Raw genomic sequence first — 18,076 nt, 5'->3', positions numbered from 1 at the left:
CGGCACTCCCCCCACGAAAGGGATCAGCATATGTCCAGATCTGTCAGGCGCATGCCGACAAGGGCGGCGGCAGTGGCCGTCGCCCTGGCCGCCGGCATGCTCAGTGTCACCGTGGCACACCCCGCGGTGGCGGCCGCGGGCGCCACCCTGCCCTTCACCTCGGTCGAGGCCGAGTCGGCCACCACCACGGGCACGAAGATAGGCCCCGACTACACCCAGGGCACTCTCGCCTCCGAGGCGTCCGGGCGACAGGCCGTGCGGCTGACCGCCGGGCAACGCGTCGAGTTCACCGCACCGCGCGCGGCCAACGCCGTGAACGTCGCGTACAGCGTTCTCGACGGACAGTCCGGCTCGCTCGATGTCTACGTCAACGGCACGAAGCTGGCCAAGACGCTCGCCGTCACCTCCAGGTACTCCTACGTCGACACCTCCTGGATCGCGGGCGCCAAGACCCACCACTTCTTCGACAACGCCAGGCTGCTGCTCGGTGTGAACGTGCAGGCGGGTGACAAGATCGCCTTCCAGGCGACCTCCGTCCAGGTCACCGTCGACGTCGCCGACTTCGAGCAGGTGGCCGCGGCCGCCGTCAAGCCCGCGGCAGCCGTGTCCGTCGTCGACAAGGGCGCCGACCCCAGCGGCGTGGGCGACTCGACAGCGGCCTTCCGGTCGGCGATCGCCGCCGCGCCCGGGGGAGTGGTCTGGATCCCGCCGGGCGAGTACAGGATCACCTCCTCGCTCAGTGGCGTCCAGAACGTGACCCTCCAGGGCGCCGGCAACTGGTACTCCGTCGTGCGCACCTCGCGCTTCATCGACCAGACCAGCTCGTCCGGAGCAGTCGGCCTCAAGGACTTCGCGGTCATCGGCGACGTCACCGAGCGCGTCGACTCCAACCCGGACAACTTCGTCAACGGGTCCCTGGGCCCGAACTCGACGGTCTCCGGCATGTGGATCCAGCACCTCAAGGTCGGTCTCTGGCTGACCGGCAACAACGACAACCTCATCGTCGAGAACAACCGCATCCTCGACACCACCGCCGACGGCCTCAACCTGAACGGGAACGCGCACGGTGTCCGCGTGCGCAACAACTTCCTGCGCAACCAGGGCGACGACTCCCTCGCCATGTGGTCGCTCAACTCGCCCGACACCAACAGCAGCTTCGAGAACAACACCATCTCGCAGCCGAACCTGGCCAACGGCATAGCCATCTACGGCGGCACCGACATCGCTGTCCGGAACAACCTGATCTCCGACACCAACGCGCTCGGCAGCGGTATCGCGATCTCCAACCAGAAGTTCCTCGACCCCTTCTACCCGCTGGCCGGCACCATCACGGTCGACGGAAACACGGTCGTGCGGGCCGGTGCCATCAACCCCAACTGGGGTCACCCGATGGGTGCGTTGCGCGTCGACTCCTACGACAGCGCGATCAACGCCACGGTCAACATCACCAACACCACGGTCACCGACAGCCCGTACGGCGCCTTCGAGTTCGTGTCGGGCGGCGGGCGCGGCCTCGCGACGAACAACGTGAACGTGACCGGCGCCACGGTCAACAAGGTCGGCACGGTCGTCGTCCAGGCCGAGACACCGGGCGCGGCGAAGTTCACCAACGTCACGGCCACCGGTGTGGGCGCGGCGGGCATCTACAACTGCCCCTACCCGAGCGGCACCTTCACGCTCACCAACGGTGGCGGCAACACCGGCTGGGACAGCACCTGGTCCAACTGCTCCGCCTGGCCCCAGCCCGGGACCGGAAACCCGGCACCCGACCCGACCACCAACCTCGCCAAGGGCCGCGCCGCCACCGCCACCGGCTCGGTGGACGTCTACACGCCCGCCAAGGCAGTCGACGGCGACGTGAACACCTACTGGGAGTCCCCCAGCAACGCCTTCCCGCAGGTTCTGACCGTCGACTTCGGCGCAACTCAGGCTGCACGCAGGGTCGTTCTGAAGCTGCCGCCCGCCACGGCGTGGGGCGCGCGCACCCAGACCCTGTCCGTACAGGGAAGCACGGACGGCTCGTCGTACTCGACGGTCGTGGCCTCGACGGGCTACCGCTTCGACCCGGCCACCGGGAACACGATCACCGTGTCCCTGCCCAGCACCACGAACCTGCGCTACCTGAGGGTCAACGTCACCGGCAACACCGGCTGGCCGGCCGCCCAGCTCAGCGAGGTGGAGGCGTACCTGTCCTGACATCCGGGGTCGCCCCGCGCTTCGCCGCCTGGATCTGCTCGTACACATGGGTCCGCAGTTCGGCGAAGCGCGGGGCGACCCGGGTGTGCAACTGGTCCCGCTCGTCCGGCAGATCGACCTTCAACTGCTCCTGTACGACGGTGGGGGAGGCGGAGAGGATCAGTACCCGCTCACCGAGGTAGACGGCCTCGTCGATGTCGTGGGTGACGAACAGGATCGTGATCCCGCGCTCCCGCCACAGCCCCCGCACCAGATCCTCCAGGTCGGCGCGCGTCTGGGCGTCGACCGCCGCGAACGGCTCGTCCATCAGCAGCACATCGGGCTCGTACGCGAGCGCGCGGGCGATGGCGACGCGCTGCTGCATACCGCCGGAGAGCTGCCAGGGATAGGCATCCGCGGCATCCGTGAGCCCGACCGACTCCAGCGCCTCGGCGACCAGTTCCCGGCGCCGCGCCTTGCTCAACCGCTTCTGTTTCAGCGGGAGTTCGACGTTCTCGCCGACCCGCATCCAGGGGAACAGACTGCGCCCGTACTCCTGGAACACGAACGCCAGTCCGGGTGGCGGCCCACTGACCCGCCGGCCGCCCAGCAACACCTCGCCCGCGGTCGGCGTGAGCAGCCCGCCCATGCATTTCAGCAGCGTGGTCTTGCCGCACCCCGACGGCCCCACCAGGCAGACGAGTTCACCCGCCTCCACGGTGAAGGTGAGATCCCGTACCGCCTCCACCCGCCGACCGGAACCCTCGTAGACCTTGTGCAGGCCGCGTACGTCAAGCATGGACCGACCTTTCGCGAGTTTCACGGAGACCGCCGGGAGGACGCGCGCAGACCGTGGTACCAGCCGAGCACCCGGCGTTCGACCAGTTGGAAGACGACCGAGAGCAGGAAACCGAGCAGGCCCAGAACCAGAATGCCGGTCCACATGTCGGGGATCGCGAAGCTGCGCTGGAACTGGACGATGGTGAAGCCGAGACCGTTGCTGGCCGCGAACATCTCGCTGATGACCATCAGGATGATGCCGATGGACAGCGCCTGACGCAGGCCCGCGAAGATCTGCGGGCTCGCCGCGCGCAGGACCACGCTCCGCAGCCGGGCGACGCCCGTGATGCCGTACGAACGGGCCGTCTCGGCCATCACGGAGTCGACCGCGCGCACGCCCTCGACGGTGTTGAGCAGGATCGGCCAGACGCAGCCGCTCGCGATGACCGCGATCTTCATGGTGTCGCCGATGCCCGCGAACAGCATGATGACCGGGACCAGGACGGGTGGCGGTATCGCGCGCAGGAATTCGAGGACCGGCTCGCAGAAGGCCCGTACCCGTCGATACGAGCCGATGACCGTGCCCACCGCCACGCCCACGACGGCAGCCGACGCAAAGCCCACGAGGAGCCGTACGACGCTCGGCAGGACGTCGGCGCGCAGCCGCTCGCCCGTCCAGACGTCCGGGAAGGTCTTCAGGATCGTGCGCAGCGGCGGCCAGAAGACGTCGGTGCTGCCGTCGGACGCGAACCACCAGAAGGTGACGAGCAGTGCGGGCAGTGCCAGGACATGGACCGCCCGCAGAAGTACGCGCCTCACACCATCACCTCCCCGCGCACCGACTGATGCCAGGCCAGCGCCCGCCGCTCCACCGCACGGGCACCCACGTTGATCAGCAGGCCCAGCAGGCCGGTGACCACCAGCAGGGCGTACATCTCCGGGACGGCCTGGGAGGTCTGGGCAACACCGATGCTCTTGCCCAACCCCGGTGCCCCGATGACGAGTTCGGCGGTCACGGTGAGGATGAGGGCGACCGCGGCGGCCAGTCGGACACCCGTCATGACGTACGGCAGGGCCGAGGGCCAGAGCACATGGCGGATCCGCGCCCAGGTGTCGAGGCCGTACGAGCGTGCCGTCTCCTCCGCCACCGGGTCGACGTCCTGGACGCCGTACAGGACCTGGATGAGGACCTGCCAGAAGGAGGCGTAGACGACGAGGAGGAGGACGGAGCGGAGTTCGGAGCCGTAGAGGAGGACGGCGAGCGGGATGAGGGCGACGGAGGGGATCGGGCGGAGGAACTCGATGGTGGAGGCGGTGACTTGGCGCAGGTGTGGCACGACCGAGATCAGGACGCCCGCCAGGATTCCGGCGGCCACCGCGATCGCAAGACCCAGCGCCCAGCCGGTGAGGGTGTCCCCGAGCGCCGTCCAGAACGCCTCGTCGGTGAGCTCCTGCCCGAGCGCGTCGGCGATGCGGCTGGTCGGTGGGAAGTAGGCCTCCTTGACGAGGCCGAGTCGCGGCACCGCCTCGCCGAGGGCGAGGAAGACCGCGAGCCCGGCCGCACCCAGTGCGGCGTTCAGTCCTTTCACGGAAGCAGCTTGTCGAGGTCAGGGGTCGACTTGAACAGCCCGTCCGACTCGCCCAGTTTCGCCAGCGCCTCGATCGACGCGCGGTTCGCCTCGGCCGGCCACTTCGGCAGGACCACGTCCGCCAGCACCGCCGCCGGGATCTTGGTGTACGTGGTGACGATGTCCCGGGCCTCGTCCGGGTGGGCGTCGGCGTAGGCGAGGGACTCCGACGTGGCCTCCTGGAACTTCTTCACGACGTCCGGACTCTGCTGCGTGTACTGCGTCGACGCGAAGTACATGGCGATGGTGAGGTTCGGCGCGACATCGACGAACGGTGAGGCGATCTCCCGGCCGCCCTGGCTCTTGACGGTCGCGAGCGCCGGCTCGACCACCATCGCGGCGTCGACCTGGCCGCTGTCGAGGGCGGCGGGCATCTGGTCGAAGGCGAGCTCGACGAACTTCACCTTGTCCGGGTCGCCGCCCGCCTTGCGCACCGACTCGCGCACCGCGGTCTCGTTGATGTTCTTGAGGGCGTTGTTGGCGACCGTCTTGCCCTCAAGGTCCTTCGCCGACTTGATGGGGCTGTTGCCCTTCACCGTGATGGCGCCGAAGTCCTTGCCCTGCACGCCCGTTGAGGCGATGGCGTTGACGACGGCCTGCACGGGCACGCTGTTGGTCTGGGCGATCATCAGCGAGGTCACGTTCGAGAAGCCGAACTGGAACTGGCCGCTGACGACACCCGGCACGATCGCGGCGCCGCTCTGCGCGGTGGTGATCTCCAGCTTCAGACCGTGCTTCGCGAAGATGCCCTTCGCCTGGCCGAGGTAGAGGGGGGCGACGTCGACGATGGGGACGAGCCCCACTTTGACGGTGCTGGTGCCCCCGGACGACGAGTTCTTGTCCGACGACCCGGAGGTGTCGGACGATCCGCAGGCCGTCGCGGTGACCAGGACGATGGTGGCCGCGAGACCGGCGAGCAGACGACGCATGACTCCTCCTGTGCAGACGAGAAGGTTCCGACAGGGTGTGCGCACACCGCACAATAGTGCTCAGCCGGAAAGTAGGACCCCTGCACGACGGGGTCAATCCCCTTCGCTGACAATATTGTTGACAGTCCCCGAAGTGCGCTCATGGTGTGCGCAGCAGGCGTACTCCGTGCGTCAACCTGGAGGCGACGATGCCCGCAGCATCCCGCGCGCCCCATTTCGTCCAGTCCTTCGAGCGCGGCCTCGCCGTCATCCGCGCGTTCGACGCGGATCACCCGCAACTGACGCTCAGTGAGGTGGCACGCGCCTGCGACCTGACCCGAGCGGCTGCCCGCCGCTTCCTGCTGACACTCCTCGACCTCGGATACGTGCACACGGACGGCCGGATGTTCCGGCTCACCCCGCGGGTGCTGGAACTCGGCTACTCCTACCTCTCCGGCTTCACACTGGCCGATCTCGCCGAACCCCATCTGGAACAACTCGTCGAGCGGGTACGGGAATCGTCCTCGCTCTGCGTCCTGGACGGCGACGACATCGTGTACGTGGCGCGCGTCCCCACCCGCCGCATCATGACCGCGACGATCACCGTCGGCACCCGCTTCCCGGCTCATGTCACCTCGGTCGGCCGGGTGATGCTGGCCCACCTGCCGGACGAGGAGATCGACACCCGCCTCGCCCGCGCCGAACTGCGGCCCCTGACGGCCCGCACGATCGTCTCGGCCGAGCTGCTGAAGACGGAACTCCGCCGTGTACGACGCCAGGGGTACGCCATCGTCGACCAGGAACTGGAGGAGGGGCTGCGCTCGGTCGCCGCCCCGGTGCGGGACCGGGGCGGCGAGGTCGTGGCGGCCGTGAACATCCCGGTGCACGCGAGCCGCAACTCCGTGGAGTCCGTACGGCGCGATCTGCTGCCCCATCTGCTCGCGACCGTGGCCCGCATCGAGGCGGACCTCCGGGTCACCGATCCAGCACGAGCCGCCTCCCCGGACAGCGAGAGACGCAGATGAGCACCGTCTCGCCCGCCTCCCACTCCTCGGCGCCGAGCACCGAGTCCCGGTGGTCCGGGGTCCCTCCGAGGACGTCCGTCCCGCAGGTCCCGGAGGTGACCTCGGTGCAGGAGTACTGCACTTCATCGAAGCTCCGGGCAGGGCGGGCGGTAGCGCACCCCGGGGAGGTACTGCTCCCATTCGGTGCGGGTGATGGGCGGGTGGGCGAGGGCGCAGACGCGTGCGGTGGCGCGGTCGATGTCGGTTTCCCACAGCCGCACGGTGTGGTCGTTGCCGCCGGTGGCGAGGGTGTGGCCGTCGGGGCTGAACACCACCGTGGGAACGTCGAGTTCGTTCCCGGTGAGGTTGGCCAGTTCTTCGGGCTGCCGGGGGTCGCCCACGTCCCACACGCGGGCCTTCCTGTCGGCATCGCCGGTGGCGAGGCGGCGGCCGTCGGGGGTGAACGCGACCGTGTACACGACGCGGGTGTAGCCGGTCAGCAGCGCCAGTTGTCGGGGATGGCGAAGGTCGGTCATGTCCAGCAGACGTACGGTGTTGTTGGCGGTGTTCACGGTGGCCAGGATGCGGCCGTCGGGGCTGAAGGCATGGGCCGGGACCGAGTCGGAGGCGAAGGCGAAATCCAGTGCGCTCGGCCGTCGTGGGTCGGTGATGTCCCACAGCATGGACTTTTTGTTGCCGCCGGTGGCCAGCGTGCGGCCGTCCGGACTGAACACCGCCGTTCCGGCGCTTCCCATGTACCCGCCGAGGCGCGCCAGTGCTCTGGGGTTGTTGCGGTCGGTCACATCCCAGAGCCGCACTGTCTGGACCCCGGCGGTCGCCAGGGTCCGGCCGTCCGGGCTGAAGGAAGCCGATGCCACCTCGCCCGCATGCGGCTCGATCACGGTCAGCCGCCGTGCGTTGCGGGGGTCCGTCACGTCCCACAGCCATACCGTGCCGTCGTTGCCGGCGGCCGCCAGTGTGTGTCCGTCCGGACTGAACGTCACCGAGCGGATGAAGTCCCGCCGGCCGGTCAGTGTTGCCAGCAGGAGCCGGGAGTGGCCGGCGGCGACGTCCCACAGCCGTACGGTGCTGTCCCAGCTTCCGGAGGCGAGGACCTTGCCGTCCGGGCTGAACGCGACCGCGTCGACGACGTCGTTGTGGAAGAACAAGGGGAGTTCCCGCAGATCGTGCAGTGCCGAGCCGGCTGCCAGGATGGTCCCGTCAGGGCTGAACGCGGCGCCGTAGACCCCCTCCGGAAGCCTGGTGAGCATGCTCGGATGCCGGGGTTCGGACACGTCCCAGAGAATGGTGCCGCCGCCGGTGGAGGCCAGCGTGCGGCCGTCCGGGCTGAAGGCCACGGACCAGACCAGGGCGGTGTGGTCGGTCAGGGTGGCCAGGCTGCGGGGTGCCGCCGGGCGGGTGATGTCCCAGACCCGGACCGTGTGGTCCCAGCCGGCGGTGGCGAGCGTATGTCCGTCCGGGCTGAACGCCGCCGACCAGACCGCGCGGGTGTGTCCTGTCAGCACCCCCTGCTCCTTCGGGGAATGCGGGTCGCTGACGTCCCACAGGCGTGCGGTGGTGTCGCCGGTGGTGGCCAGCATGCGGCCGTCGGGACTGAACGTCACTGACGTGAGGCCGCCGGTATGACCTCGTAGCGTGGCGAGCCGCTCCGGCCGGCGGGGATCGCTCACGTCCCAAAGCTCCGCTGTCCTGTCCTCGTTGGTCGTGGCCATGGTCCGGCCGTCCGGGCTGAGCGCCACCCATGTGACGTCGCCGGTCCGGTGGGTGATCGTGGCGAGCAGGCCGGGGTGCCGGGTGTCGGTCAGGTCCCACAGCACCACCTCGTTGCTGTCGGCCGTGACGAGGACAGCGCCCGTGCGGTCGAAGGCCACGGCGTGGAAGGCACCTGGCCGGCGGATGATGGTCAGCTGACGGGGGTGGTGAGCGTCCCGCACGTCCCAGAGCCGGACGGTTCGGTCCCAGCCTGCCGTGGCGAGTATTCGCCCGTTCGGGGAGAACGCCAGCGAGACCAGGTCACTGGTGTGGCCGATCAGCGGGGCGGCGTACGGCGTGGACGAGGCGCTGAGCAGGCCGTCACGGGTCTCAGGGGTCGGCGCTAACTGGTAAGCAGCCAGACCTAGTTGGGCCGCCAGGGCCGGATTGTCCCCGCGTATGTCGGCTGTTGTGGCCGTCGCGCGCCGGGCGACGGCCGTATCGCGTTCCTCGGTGGCGGCCTGCCGGGCCTGGACCGCCAGCACGGCGGAGGTGACGGCGACCAGCAACGCGGCCGTGAGCAGCGCGAGGAGCTGCCACAGCCTGCGGGTACGACGACGGGCGGCGGCCTCGACGGCGGCCTCGGCGGCGCGGCTCGCGGACAGGAAACGGCGTTCGCGATCGGTGAGCAGGCTCTCGTGGGCGTCGGCCCATTCCGTTGCCAGCGCCAGCCGGGTGCCCCGGAAGAGGCTGTGCTCGTCGCGGTGCCCGCTCTCCCACGTGTCGGTGGCGTAGGTGAGCCGGCGGTGGATCCGCAAGCCGTTGCGATCCTCGGTGAGCCAGTCCTGCAGTCGCGGCCAGTTGCCGATGAGGGCCTCGTGGGTGATGTCGATCCAGTCCCGGTCGAGAGTGAGCAACCGGCGCCCGGCCAACGCTTCGACAACGGCATCGGTGCCAGGACGCGCGTCCAACTCGCGCCGGTGGATACGGCGTTTGGTGTCCTCGGTGCCCTCGCCCAGCGCGGTCAGGCGCAGGAAGATCCCGCGTGCCAGGTCCTGCTGGGCCGGGGACAGCGCCGTGTACGCCGATTCGGCGCTGTGCGCGACTGCGTGCCGGATGCCGCCGGCTGCTCGGTAGCCGCCTACGGTGAGACGGTTGCCGCTGCGCCGTCGCCAGGTCTCCGCCATGGCGTGCGATACCAGCGGCAGCGCACCGGACTGGCCCGTCGCGTCGGCCACCACAGCCGCCAGCAGTGGGCCCTCCACATTGCATCCCGCGCTGATCGCCGGTCGCATGATGGCTTCGCGGAGTTCCTCGCTGCTCATGGGCCCGACCATGACCTGCGCATCCCGCAACGCGTCGGCCAGGGCGGGGTGCTGGGCGCAGTGGCTGTAGAAATCGGCACGGACGCCGAGCACGATTCGGGCCCGGCTGGTCTCAGCGCCGACCGCGGTGAGCAGAGCCGCGATGAACCGGTCGCGTTCGGCATGGCTGGAGCACAGGGTGAAGACTTCCTCGAACTGATCGACCACGATCAGCAGGTCGGCCTCGTCGGGCCAGTCGGCCAGGGCTTGCCTGATGCGCAGATGGAGATTGCCGGGATCGTCGAGGAACTCCGCCTTGAGCATGCCCGGGGAATCACCGGTGAGCGCCGCCAGTCCGACGGCGCATTCCTCCAGCGGGCTGGTGCCTGGGGAGAGCAGAAGGATGGGCAGGGGTGCGTCGTCCAGCCCCGTCTTTTTCGCCACGGCGACCAGGCCCGCCCTCAATAACGAGGATTTCCCGCACCCCGACGGACCGAAAACGGCCGTCAGTCGCTGCCGGCTCACCTTTGCCACCAACTCCCCGACGAGCCTGTCCCGGCCGAAGAACCGGTACGCGTCATCAGGCTGAAAAGCAGCCAATCCCACATATGGTGCGGCGGATTCGTCACGGTGAACCGGTCTGCGTATGCCGCCGTTCACCGAGGCGATATCGGCCACGGTGGCGTGCCATCGCTTTTCCCATTCCTCGCGATCCCCGTTGCACGCCTCGGCATACGCCAAGGTCACCGCAAGGCTTGGCAGAGAGTGACCTCCCGCGGCGTCCGAGAGTGTTGTGGCCGAGTAATGAGCACGCTTGGCGAGTTTCCGGTATGGAGGCGTGCCCGCAGCCTTCCTCAACTGCCTCAGCTCGGCTGCGAATCGGACAAGCGGGCTATCCGTCTGGTCAAGCGGACTCTCGGAACGTGGCATGCCAGCTCTCCCCCCCCATGAGATGACGACAGCACGGATTCTCCGGAACCTGCTGTCCGTTGTCCATCCCCGGTTCCGCTCAGCGGACCGGATGCCACGCGGAGGCCCCGCGGTCAAGGGTGCCAATTTCCCGCGGTATTCGAATTTCCGGCCCCGTAATCCCGATAGTGGGCGTTCCCGAAAAGGAGAAAATCTATGCGAAAGGCCGTCATGGGAGCGTCGGCCGTGGCAGCGCTGCTGGGCCCGCGTGGCCTCGATGACGCCCTGCATCGGCGTGGGGGGATCGGGATCCCGCAGTCGACTACCGCCGGATCCTTTCGCCGAGCCGACCGGCTTCCCGTCCCCACCGGACAGCCGGACGTCGATCACGCTCATTGTCCGGTGTTTGTTTGTCCGGCGTCCCGCCGCCGGAGCCGGACAACGGCAACCCGGTAGACAACAGGCATGAGACAGCACACCGGACCGGCCAGGTCAGCGGCTTCGCGCCGTCTCAGTGCAACGCCGAGATCTCCGCACGGAAGAAACAGGGAGTGAACGCATGGCCAAGAACGAGCGCAGTCTGCTTCGGCTCATCGCTGTCGCCGCGGCAGTGGCAGTGACCGCAATCGGAATCGCGGTGCCGGCGCAGGCGGCACCGGCTACCACCGTCCGGTTCACCAACAGCTTCGAGGGAAACCCCTGGAACGACTGGCAGGGTCTCCAGAGCGGCGACGGTGTGGCGGGCGCTGACGTCAACGGGAACCCGGTCGTCGCCCGCACCGGCGTCAACAACGGATGGCTCTACACCGGCAACGGCTGGGCTGCCGAGAAGATCGCGGTGTCGATCGGTTCATGGGGAAACCGATCCAACTGCTCCGCAAGCATCTACGCCAACCCCGTCAGCTACGGCGCCGGAGTCGGCCTTGAGATCTGGGACCCCAACGGGGCCAACGGATGGGTGAAACTGACCAGCACCGCACAGGGCGTCAGCGCCGGCAGCTATCAGCAGATCACCACCGCGCCGCTGAACCTGAACGGACTCAGCACCGTGTACGTCCAGGCGATCTACGGGAACGACAACGGAGTCGAGCAGTTCGTCCGAATCGACGATGTGAGTCTTACCTGCGTCTCCTGACCGCAGGCGCCCGCTCAGGGAAGTTGCGTAGTCCTGGCGAGTGAACAAGTGCGCAGGTTCACGGCGGTATGACGATGTCCGGTGGGCCTGGTCCATGCGCAACGAAGCTCCGGTCGATGCCGGTGACCTGACCAGTCGCCTGCACCGTCCGGAGCTTCGGTGTGCCTGCGGGTCCGGTGGAGGTCTCGCCCACGCATTCGGCGCCGTCGGTCTTCTCGTGCGGGAACTCGCCCACCTCTTCATCGTCGGCAAGGGCCCTGCGGAGGTGGGAGTGGTGTCGGTGGGGCCGTTTATGCTGCACACGATGATCATGTGGGGCCAGGGGAGGGTGCGGCATGTTGGGGAAGCTGTTCGGCAGGGGCGCGGAGAGACCGGTGGCGGATCCGCACGCCCTTCCCGTACCACGCAGGCAGAAGAACGGGACGTACACGCTGCGCGCGCTCGGGGACACGCGGGTGCTCGCGCTGGTCGAGGCGGCCGACGCGGGTGACTGGGAGGCGGTCAAGGCGGCGCTGGTCCCCTTCGATCTCGGCCGCGACCACCAAGTCCTCGCTGAACTGGCCGAGTTGGACGGGGTACAGGACTGGATCGGGCGGGCCGTCGAGGAGGACAAGGAGCACCGGGCGACGGCCCTGCTGATATCCGGGACGCGCCACATCAACTGGGGCTGGGAGGCGCGCACCGCCGAACGTGCCGTGAACGTCACGCAGGAGCAGTGGCGGATCTTCCACCAGCGCCTCCACATCGCCGAGGAACAGCTTCTGGAGGCCGCCGAGTTGCGGCCCGAATGGATCACGCCGTGGCGCCGTCTCCTCACCTCCGGGCGCGGCATGTCGCTGGGCCCCGCCATCACCGAGACCCGGCGGGACGCCGCATTGCGCCGCGACCCGCTCGACCTGGAGACGCACATCGAGTGGGTGTCGCAGTTGCAGCCCCGCTGGAGCGGTGAGCCGGGCCGGGCGATGACGTTCGCCCGCGAAGCCTTTGCCGATGCGCCCGACGGGCATCGTCTCGGCTGCGTGATCGCCATGGCCCACATCGAGGAGTGGGTGGAGTCGGACAACCAGGACCATCTCGACACACCCGGGACCCAGGACGAGCTGAGGGAGGCGGCCCAACGCAGCATCCTCCACCCCGCCTACGAGCGGCGCCCCGGCTGGCAGGAGGACTTCAACATCTTCGCCATGGCCCTCGCCCTGTCGACCGAGAGCATCGTGGCCCCGCGCGTCTTCCACGAGCTGGGCGGCGCCTACACCCCATGGCCCTGGAAGTACATGGCACAGCCGGAGAAGGCGTACGCCCGCTTCCGGCGCCACGCCTGACTCCGCCCGCCCCGCCTGCCACCGATCACTCACCCCGGACTGCCTGATGACTCTGCCCGACAGCCCTCTGAGCCCGGCCGCCGCCGACCGCACCTTCCAGGTCGATCTGCGTGGCCTCGTCGACCTCCTCTCCCATCACCTCTACTCCAGCCCCCGCGTCTACCTGCGTGAACTGATGCAGAACGCGGTGGACGCGCTGACCGCCCGGCGCCGCCTCGAACCCGCCGCACCCGCCGACGCGTTCGGCATCCGCCTGTACGCCGACGGTTCGGTGGTACGCGTCGAGGACGACGGCGTCGGTCTCACCGAGGCCGACGTGCACACCTTCCTCGCCACGATCGGCCGCAGCAGCAAGCGCGCGGAGAAGATCGCCGAGCAACGCGGTGACTTCATCGGCCAGTTCGGCATCGGCCTGCTCTCCTGCTTCCTGGTCGCGGACGAGATCCACGTCCTGAGCCGCTCCGCCGGCCATCCCGACGCGCCCGCCGTGGAGTGGCGCGGACGCGGCGACGGCAGCTACACCGTCCGCACCCTGCCCGCCTCCACCCGCCCCCGGCCCGGCACCACCGTCACGCTGACACCGCGCGCCGACGCGGGCGAGTGGACCCGCCCGGCCCAAGTGCACGCCCTGGCCCGGCACTTCGGCTCCCTGCTGCGCCACCCGGTGACCTTCGACGACGGCACGGGCGGCCAGGGCGCGCCCGTCAACCCGGAGCCGGCCCCCTGGACGCGTACGTACCCCACGCCGGGCGCCCGCTCCCGTGCGCTGGCCGCGTACGGCGAGGATGTCCTCGGGTTCACGCCGCTGGACACCATCGAGCTGGACCTGCCGGCCGTGGGCCTGAAGGGCATCGCGTGCGTGCTGCCCGAGGCGGTGCCGGCCGGGCGCCGTCACGGCCACCGCGTGCACGTCAAGGGCATGCTGCTGTCCGAGCAGGCCGAGGAGATCCTGCCCGAGTGGGCCTTCTTCGTCCGCTGCGTCGTCGACGCCGAGAGCCTGCGCCCGACGGCGTCCCGCGAGTCCCTGTACGAGGACGACACGCTCGCCGCCGTCCGTGACGCCCTCGCCGAGCGGCTGCGCGGGTGGATCGCCCGGGCCGCCGCCAGCGACCCGGACCTGCTCTCCCGCTTCCTCCAGGCCCACCACCTGGCCGTGAAGTCGCTCGCGGTGCACGACGACGAAATCCTGCGGATGCTGCTGCCCTGGCTGCCGTTCGAGACCACCGACGGGCACTCCACCCTGGACGAGTTCGCGCGCACCCACCGCACCGTGCTCGTGACGTCCAGCGTGGAGGAGTTCCGGCAGGTCGCGGCGATCGCCTCGGCCGCCGGGCTCGGCGTCGTCAACGGCGGCTACACCTACGACCGCGAACTGGTCCACCGGCTGCCCGAGATCAGGCCCGAGGTCAGCGTCGCCGACCTCGATCCGGCCACCCTCACCGCCCACCTCGACCCCGTCGACCGGGACACGGAACTGGCTGCCGCGGCCTACCTCGCCCAGGCCCGTGACGCCCTCGCCGTCTTCGACTGCGACGTCGCGCTGCGCACCTTCCAGCCCGCCCACGCCCCCGCACTCCTGGTGGACAGCCGCGAGGCCCGGCACGAGCGCACCCGCTCCCAGCTCGCCCGTGAGCAGGACGGCGGCCTGTGGGGCGACATCCTCGGCGCCCTGCGCCAGGAGGCACCGCGGGCCCAGCTGATCCTCAACCAGCTCAACCCACTGGTCCGCACCGCCGTCGCCATCGACGAGCCCGAGCTGGCCCGCACCAGCGCCGAAGCCCTCTACGGGCAGGCCGCGATGCTGTCCCGGCGCCCGCTCAGGCCCGCCGAATCAAGCCTGATCAACCGCTCCTTCCTCGACCTTCTCGCCCACGCCCTCCGCAAGGACAGCTGACGATGCCGACCGCACCCCATCCCCAGAACACGGCCGAGCTGTTCCAGGCGCTCCAGGAGAACGACCGGCGCCCCTACGGCCGTACCCGCACCGTCGCCGCCGAGGAAATCGTCGACGCAGCGGAGCAGCTCGAGGAACCCGTCCCGCTCATCCATGCACTCCTCGAACTCCAGGAGGCGTACACCTACGGCTCCGAACCCCGGAAGTCGCCCGTCGTCTTCGCCCGACTGCTCACCCTCTTCGACGAGCAGCCCGACGTCTTCGACGAGCGCCTGCACCACATGCTGTTCTGGCGGTTCAAGTGGGTGTCCAACGCCCTGCGCGCGATGCCCGAGATACCGCTGGTCAGCCTGCGCCAGTGGCTGACGGAGATGCGCGACCGCTACGAGAAGGCCGGCCTCGGCCTCCAGCCCTACTACGGACAGGCGTACCAGCTCGCCGCCCACCTCGGCGAGGACACCACCCTCGCCTACGAGCTGTGGGCGGGCCGCACCCGCACCAGGCTCAGCGACTGCGAGGCCTGCGAGATCTGCGAACGCGCCCTGTACCACCTCGCCGCGGGCGACGACGAGCGGGCGCTGCGCACCTGGGAGCCCGTCCTGGCCGGTAAGGATTCCTGCCAGGAGGAGCCGACCCGCTCCCTTTCGTACGCGCTGCTGCCCCTGCTGCGCACCGGCGGCGCCGACCGGGCACGCGAACTGCACCTCGTCGGCTACCGCGGCTGCCGCCGCAACCCCGGGATGTCCACGGCAGTCGGCCGGCACCTGGAGTTCTGCGCGCTGACCGGCAACGAAGCACGCGGTCTGGAACTGCTCGCCGAGAACCGGAACCTGTTCGACGAGGTCGAATCGCCGCTGGACCTGCTCGGCTTCCTCACCGGCGTGGAGGTCCTCCTCCAGCGCGTCGAGCTCCTCGGCCACGGCGAACTGCCCGCCGCCGGGTACGCGGGCCGCACCTGGACGGTGGCCGGCCTGCGCGCCGAGGTGCGCAAGCGCGCCGACGGCCTTGCCGCCCGTTTCGACGCCCGCAACGGAACCGCGGCCCACTCCGACCGCCGCACCGCCCGCCTCGACCGTGCCCCGCTCCTGGACACGCTGGACCTGACCCTGCGCACCCGCAGCCTCGACGACGTGGCCCCGGCCGCCCCGGTTGCCGAGCCCGCCGCCCGTACGACCGACGCCCTCCCCGAATCCCTCCCCGAACTCATCCTCCGGGCAAGGACGTTGGACGAGCAGGGGCACCCGGACGCACAGGTCTGCTGGGCACGGCTGCGCACGCTCGTGACTGCCCGCGACTACACCCACCCCGACGATCCGGCCGTGGGCCCGCTCGTGCGGCTGCGCGCGGACCTGCTGGCCGAAGAGGCGAGCCGGGAGGGAGAGAAGGACGAGTTCGCCGACGCCGCCGCCCTCCACGAGGAGGCGGCGGGCCTGTACGACGATGCCGGAGAGCCGGGTCACGCGGCGCTCTCGCGAGGCTGCGCGCTGCTCGCCACCGCCGAGATCCCCGTGGAGGGCGCCGACGGAGCCGAGGCTAAGGCCGCCGCGCTGACCGCCGCTCACGCGTCCATGGTCCGCCTGCACGAGGAGACGCCCGGACTCCCTCCGTTCCAGGAGGCCCGACTGATGCGGATACGGGCGACCATGCTCGGCCTGCGCCTACAGACCTCAGGGAGCGACGAGCACGTCGCGCCGGTCCTCGCCGAGGTGGACCTGCTGCACGCTTTCGCCACCCGCCACGATGTCGTCGGGCAGATCTCCGGATCCTTGCTGCTGCGCGCCAGCACCTACGCCATCTCCGGTGACGTGCCCGCCGCGGTCACCGAGATCGACGCCCTCCTCGACCGGCTGAAGGCGCAGGGCCCCGCCTGGCACCTGCCCCGCGTGCTCGGACTGCGCGGCCGGCTCCAACTCGGTCTCCAGGACGCCCAGGCCGCGCACACGGACCTCACCGAGAGCTTGCGCCTGGCAGCCGACTGGCCGACCGACGCGGTGAGTACCATCCGCCTCCACGGTGATCTGGCCGAGGCCTCCATCCGCCTGGGCCGCCCCGACGAGGCACTGCGACACCTGACGCGCTCGGCGGAGCTGGATCTTCGCCGCGGCAGCCGGACGGACGCGTTCTGCACCTACAGCAACGCCGCCCAGCTCAGCCTCGACCTCGGCCGCGTCGAGGACTGCATCGCTCTGCTCGACTCCCTGCTGGCCGAACCGGACGTCGCCGCCGGAAAGGTGGACGACCGGCTCGTCGCACAGCTGCGCCTGACCCGCGCCCGCGCGCTGCACACGGGAGAGGACCTCAAGGCCGCCACGGCGGAGTTCGTCACCCTGGCGGCCGAGTCGTCCGGCTGGGAGGACGACCCGGGGAGCCACGCCCTGATCGCCGCGGAGACCGCCGTACTTCTCAGCGAGTCAGGCGAGTTCGGCCGGGCCCGCGAAGTCGCGGACCAGGCACTCGCCGCCCACGCCCGGGCCCCGCAGTACGAGCAGCTCAGCAACTGCCTGCGCGAACTCGCCCGCCTCCAGGCCCAGCAGCAGGGCCCCGACGGCCTGCCCGACGCCCTCGCCTTCCTCGCCGACGCCGGCCGGATCGCCGACGAGGCCCGCGCCGCCGAGTACGAGGCGCGCGGCCGCGCGCTGGACACGGCCCTGGCCTACGAACACGGGCGGGTCAACGCCTACGCCCGTGAGTACGAGGACGCCCTGACCGCCCTCGACAAGGCCCTCGCCCTGCTCGGCGAGCCGGGACGGCAGGACGCCCGCGTCGGCGAGTGGGCCGAGTGCATCCGCCTCGCGGGTCTAGTGGAGGGCATCTACCTGGAACGCCCGGCCCCCGCCCTCACCCGTCTCGACGCGGCGGCTTCCCGCCTGACCGCCCTGGGCCACACCGAGGAGACCGAGCCGCTGACCTCCTTGGCGGCCCAGCTGCGCGACGAGGAGTGACGGCGTGGCGCCGCCGCCGGCAGCTACGGACGCATGTCCCGGCGGCAACAGACTCGCCGGAGGGGGCTGAAAGGCCTTGACGGGGGAACTCGGGTCTCTGCGGCACGGATGGGTGCCGCACCCCGAGGGAAAGAGAAACTCGTGTACATAGGTCTGGGTACCGTCGTCGTCATCATTGTCATCGTCGCTGTCATCCTGCTGCTGCGCCGCCGCTGACCCGTGCTCCTCGTCCCGCACGATCGGCCATGACCACAGCCCGCCCCGGATTCCCTCACCAGGATCCCCGGGCGGGCATGGCCACGATCGGTGGAGGCCGGTGGCGGTGCTGTGAGAGCTGCGCGGCCTGCTCGTCGCATCGAGCC

At 69.9% G+C, this 18,076-nt stretch carries 11 protein-coding genes and 1 pseudogene; 6 read left to right on the top strand and 6 right to left on the bottom strand.

Translation table 11 applies throughout. The features are described from left to right. Positions 1 to 30 precede the first annotated feature (30 nt). A complete protein-coding gene (locus ACIPC1_RS23225) occupies positions 31 to 2,196 on the top strand; it encodes a discoidin domain-containing protein (RefSeq protein ID WP_402519859.1) in 2,166 nt (721 codons plus the stop codon). Here the strand turns inward: ACIPC1_RS23225 and ACIPC1_RS23220 are convergent. The 4 genes from ACIPC1_RS23220 to ACIPC1_RS23205 are packed head-to-tail and all read right to left on the bottom strand — an operon-like array spanning position 2,168 to position 5,512. After that, complete coding sequence (locus ACIPC1_RS23220; protein ID WP_402519856.1) at positions 2,168 to 2,974, bottom strand: ABC transporter ATP-binding protein; 807 nt, start codon at positions 2,972 to 2,974, stop codon at positions 2,168 to 2,170. The genes ACIPC1_RS23225 and ACIPC1_RS23220 overlap by 29 nt on opposite strands. A 20-nt stretch (positions 2,975 to 2,994) precedes the next feature. Next, positions 2,995 to 3,774 carry an ABC transporter permease gene (locus tag ACIPC1_RS23215; protein ID WP_402519853.1) on the bottom strand — a complete coding sequence of 260 codons (780 nt, stop codon included), beginning with the start codon at positions 3,772 to 3,774 and terminating at the stop codon, positions 2,995 to 2,997. Beyond that, positions 3,771 to 4,544, bottom strand: coding sequence for an ABC transporter permease (locus ACIPC1_RS23210; RefSeq protein ID WP_402519851.1), 774 nt, complete (start codon positions 4,542 to 4,544; stop codon positions 3,771 to 3,773). The genes ACIPC1_RS23215 and ACIPC1_RS23210 overlap by 4 nt, the downstream gene beginning before the upstream one ends. Then, positions 4,541 to 5,512, bottom strand: coding sequence for an ABC transporter substrate-binding protein (locus tag ACIPC1_RS23205; RefSeq protein ID WP_402519848.1), 972 nt, complete (start codon positions 5,510 to 5,512; stop codon positions 4,541 to 4,543). The genes ACIPC1_RS23210 and ACIPC1_RS23205 overlap by 4 nt, the downstream gene beginning before the upstream one ends. A gap of 188 nt (positions 5,513 to 5,700) precedes the next feature. Here ACIPC1_RS23205 and ACIPC1_RS23200 point away from each other — a divergent pair, with 188 nt between their 5' ends. After that, positions 5,701 to 6,516, top strand: coding sequence for an IclR family transcriptional regulator C-terminal domain-containing protein (locus ACIPC1_RS23200; RefSeq protein ID WP_402519846.1), 816 nt, complete (start codon positions 5,701 to 5,703; stop codon positions 6,514 to 6,516). On the opposite strand, the pseudogene ACIPC1_RS23195 reads toward ACIPC1_RS23200, so the two are convergent. Both ACIPC1_RS23195 and ACIPC1_RS23190 read right to left on the bottom strand, forming a co-directional pair. After that, positions 6,467 to 6,640 (bottom strand): annotated as a pseudogene (locus ACIPC1_RS23195) (oxidoreductase); the annotation flags it as partial. The gene ACIPC1_RS23200 and the pseudogene ACIPC1_RS23195 overlap by 50 nt on opposite strands. After that, a complete protein-coding gene (locus ACIPC1_RS23190) occupies positions 6,639 to 10,442 on the bottom strand; it encodes a hypothetical protein (RefSeq protein WP_402519843.1) in 3,804 nt (1,267 codons plus the stop codon). The pseudogene ACIPC1_RS23195 and the gene ACIPC1_RS23190, both read right to left, overlap by 2 nt. A 538-nt stretch (positions 10,443 to 10,980) precedes the next feature. Here ACIPC1_RS23190 and ACIPC1_RS23185 point away from each other — a divergent pair. The 4 genes from ACIPC1_RS23185 to ACIPC1_RS23170 all read left to right on the top strand — a co-directional run bounded on the left by ACIPC1_RS23185 (position 10,981) and on the right by ACIPC1_RS23170 (position 17,714). Next, on the top strand, positions 10,981 to 11,556 hold the full coding sequence (locus tag ACIPC1_RS23185) for a hypothetical protein (RefSeq protein ID WP_402519841.1): 576 nt from the start codon (positions 10,981 to 10,983) through the stop codon (positions 11,554 to 11,556). 335 nt (positions 11,557 to 11,891) lie between these two features. After that, positions 11,892 to 12,878: a hypothetical protein gene (locus ACIPC1_RS23180; RefSeq protein WP_402519838.1), complete on the top strand. Its 987-nt coding sequence runs from the start codon at positions 11,892 to 11,894 to the stop codon at positions 12,876 to 12,878. Positions 12,879 to 12,924: 46 nt separating this feature from the next. Next, positions 12,925 to 14,772 carry an HSP90 family protein gene (locus tag ACIPC1_RS23175; RefSeq protein WP_402519835.1) on the top strand — a complete coding sequence of 616 codons (1,848 nt, stop codon included), beginning with the start codon at positions 12,925 to 12,927 and terminating at the stop codon, positions 14,770 to 14,772. 2 nt (positions 14,773 to 14,774) lie between these two features. Then, a complete protein-coding gene (locus tag ACIPC1_RS23170; protein WP_402519833.1) occupies positions 14,775 to 17,714 on the top strand; it encodes a hypothetical protein in 2,940 nt (979 codons plus the stop codon). Positions 17,715 to 18,076 lie beyond the last annotated feature (362 nt).

Origin of the sequence: Streptomyces sp. NPDC087263 (genome assembly GCF_044744645.1) — a bacterium.
GTDB lineage: Bacteria > Actinomycetota > Actinomycetes > Streptomycetales > Streptomycetaceae > Streptomyces.
The sequence above is the reverse complement of the archived record's forward strand: the minus strand, read 5'-3'. Positions and strand labels throughout refer to the sequence as shown.

Bases quoted from the DNA above. Each gene is read 5' to 3' on its own strand.
- ACIPC1_RS23200 (WP_402519846.1), top strand. From the start codon at position 5,701: ATGCCCGCAGCATCCCGCGCGCCCCATTTCGTCCAGTCCTTCGAGCGC.
- ACIPC1_RS23170 (WP_402519833.1), top strand. From the start codon at position 14,775: ATGCCGACCGCACCCCATCCCCAGAACACGGCCGAGCTGTTCCAGGCG.
- ACIPC1_RS23220 (WP_402519856.1), bottom strand. From the start codon at position 2,974: ATGCTTGACGTACGCGGCCTGCACAAGGTCTACGAGGGTTCCGGTCGG.
- ACIPC1_RS23185 (WP_402519841.1), top strand. From the start codon at position 10,981: ATGGCCAAGAACGAGCGCAGTCTGCTTCGGCTCATCGCTGTCGCCGCG.
- ACIPC1_RS23190 (WP_402519843.1), bottom strand. From the start codon at position 10,442: ATGCCACGTTCCGAGAGTCCGCTTGACCAGACGGATAGCCCGCTTGTC.
- ACIPC1_RS23175 (WP_402519835.1), top strand. From the start codon at position 12,925: ATGACTCTGCCCGACAGCCCTCTGAGCCCGGCCGCCGCCGACCGCACC.
- ACIPC1_RS23205 (WP_402519848.1), bottom strand. From the start codon at position 5,512: ATGCGTCGTCTGCTCGCCGGTCTCGCGGCCACCATCGTCCTGGTCACC.
- ACIPC1_RS23225 (WP_402519859.1), top strand. From the start codon at position 31: ATGTCCAGATCTGTCAGGCGCATGCCGACAAGGGCGGCGGCAGTGGCC.
- ACIPC1_RS23180 (WP_402519838.1), top strand. From the start codon at position 11,892: ATGTTGGGGAAGCTGTTCGGCAGGGGCGCGGAGAGACCGGTGGCGGAT.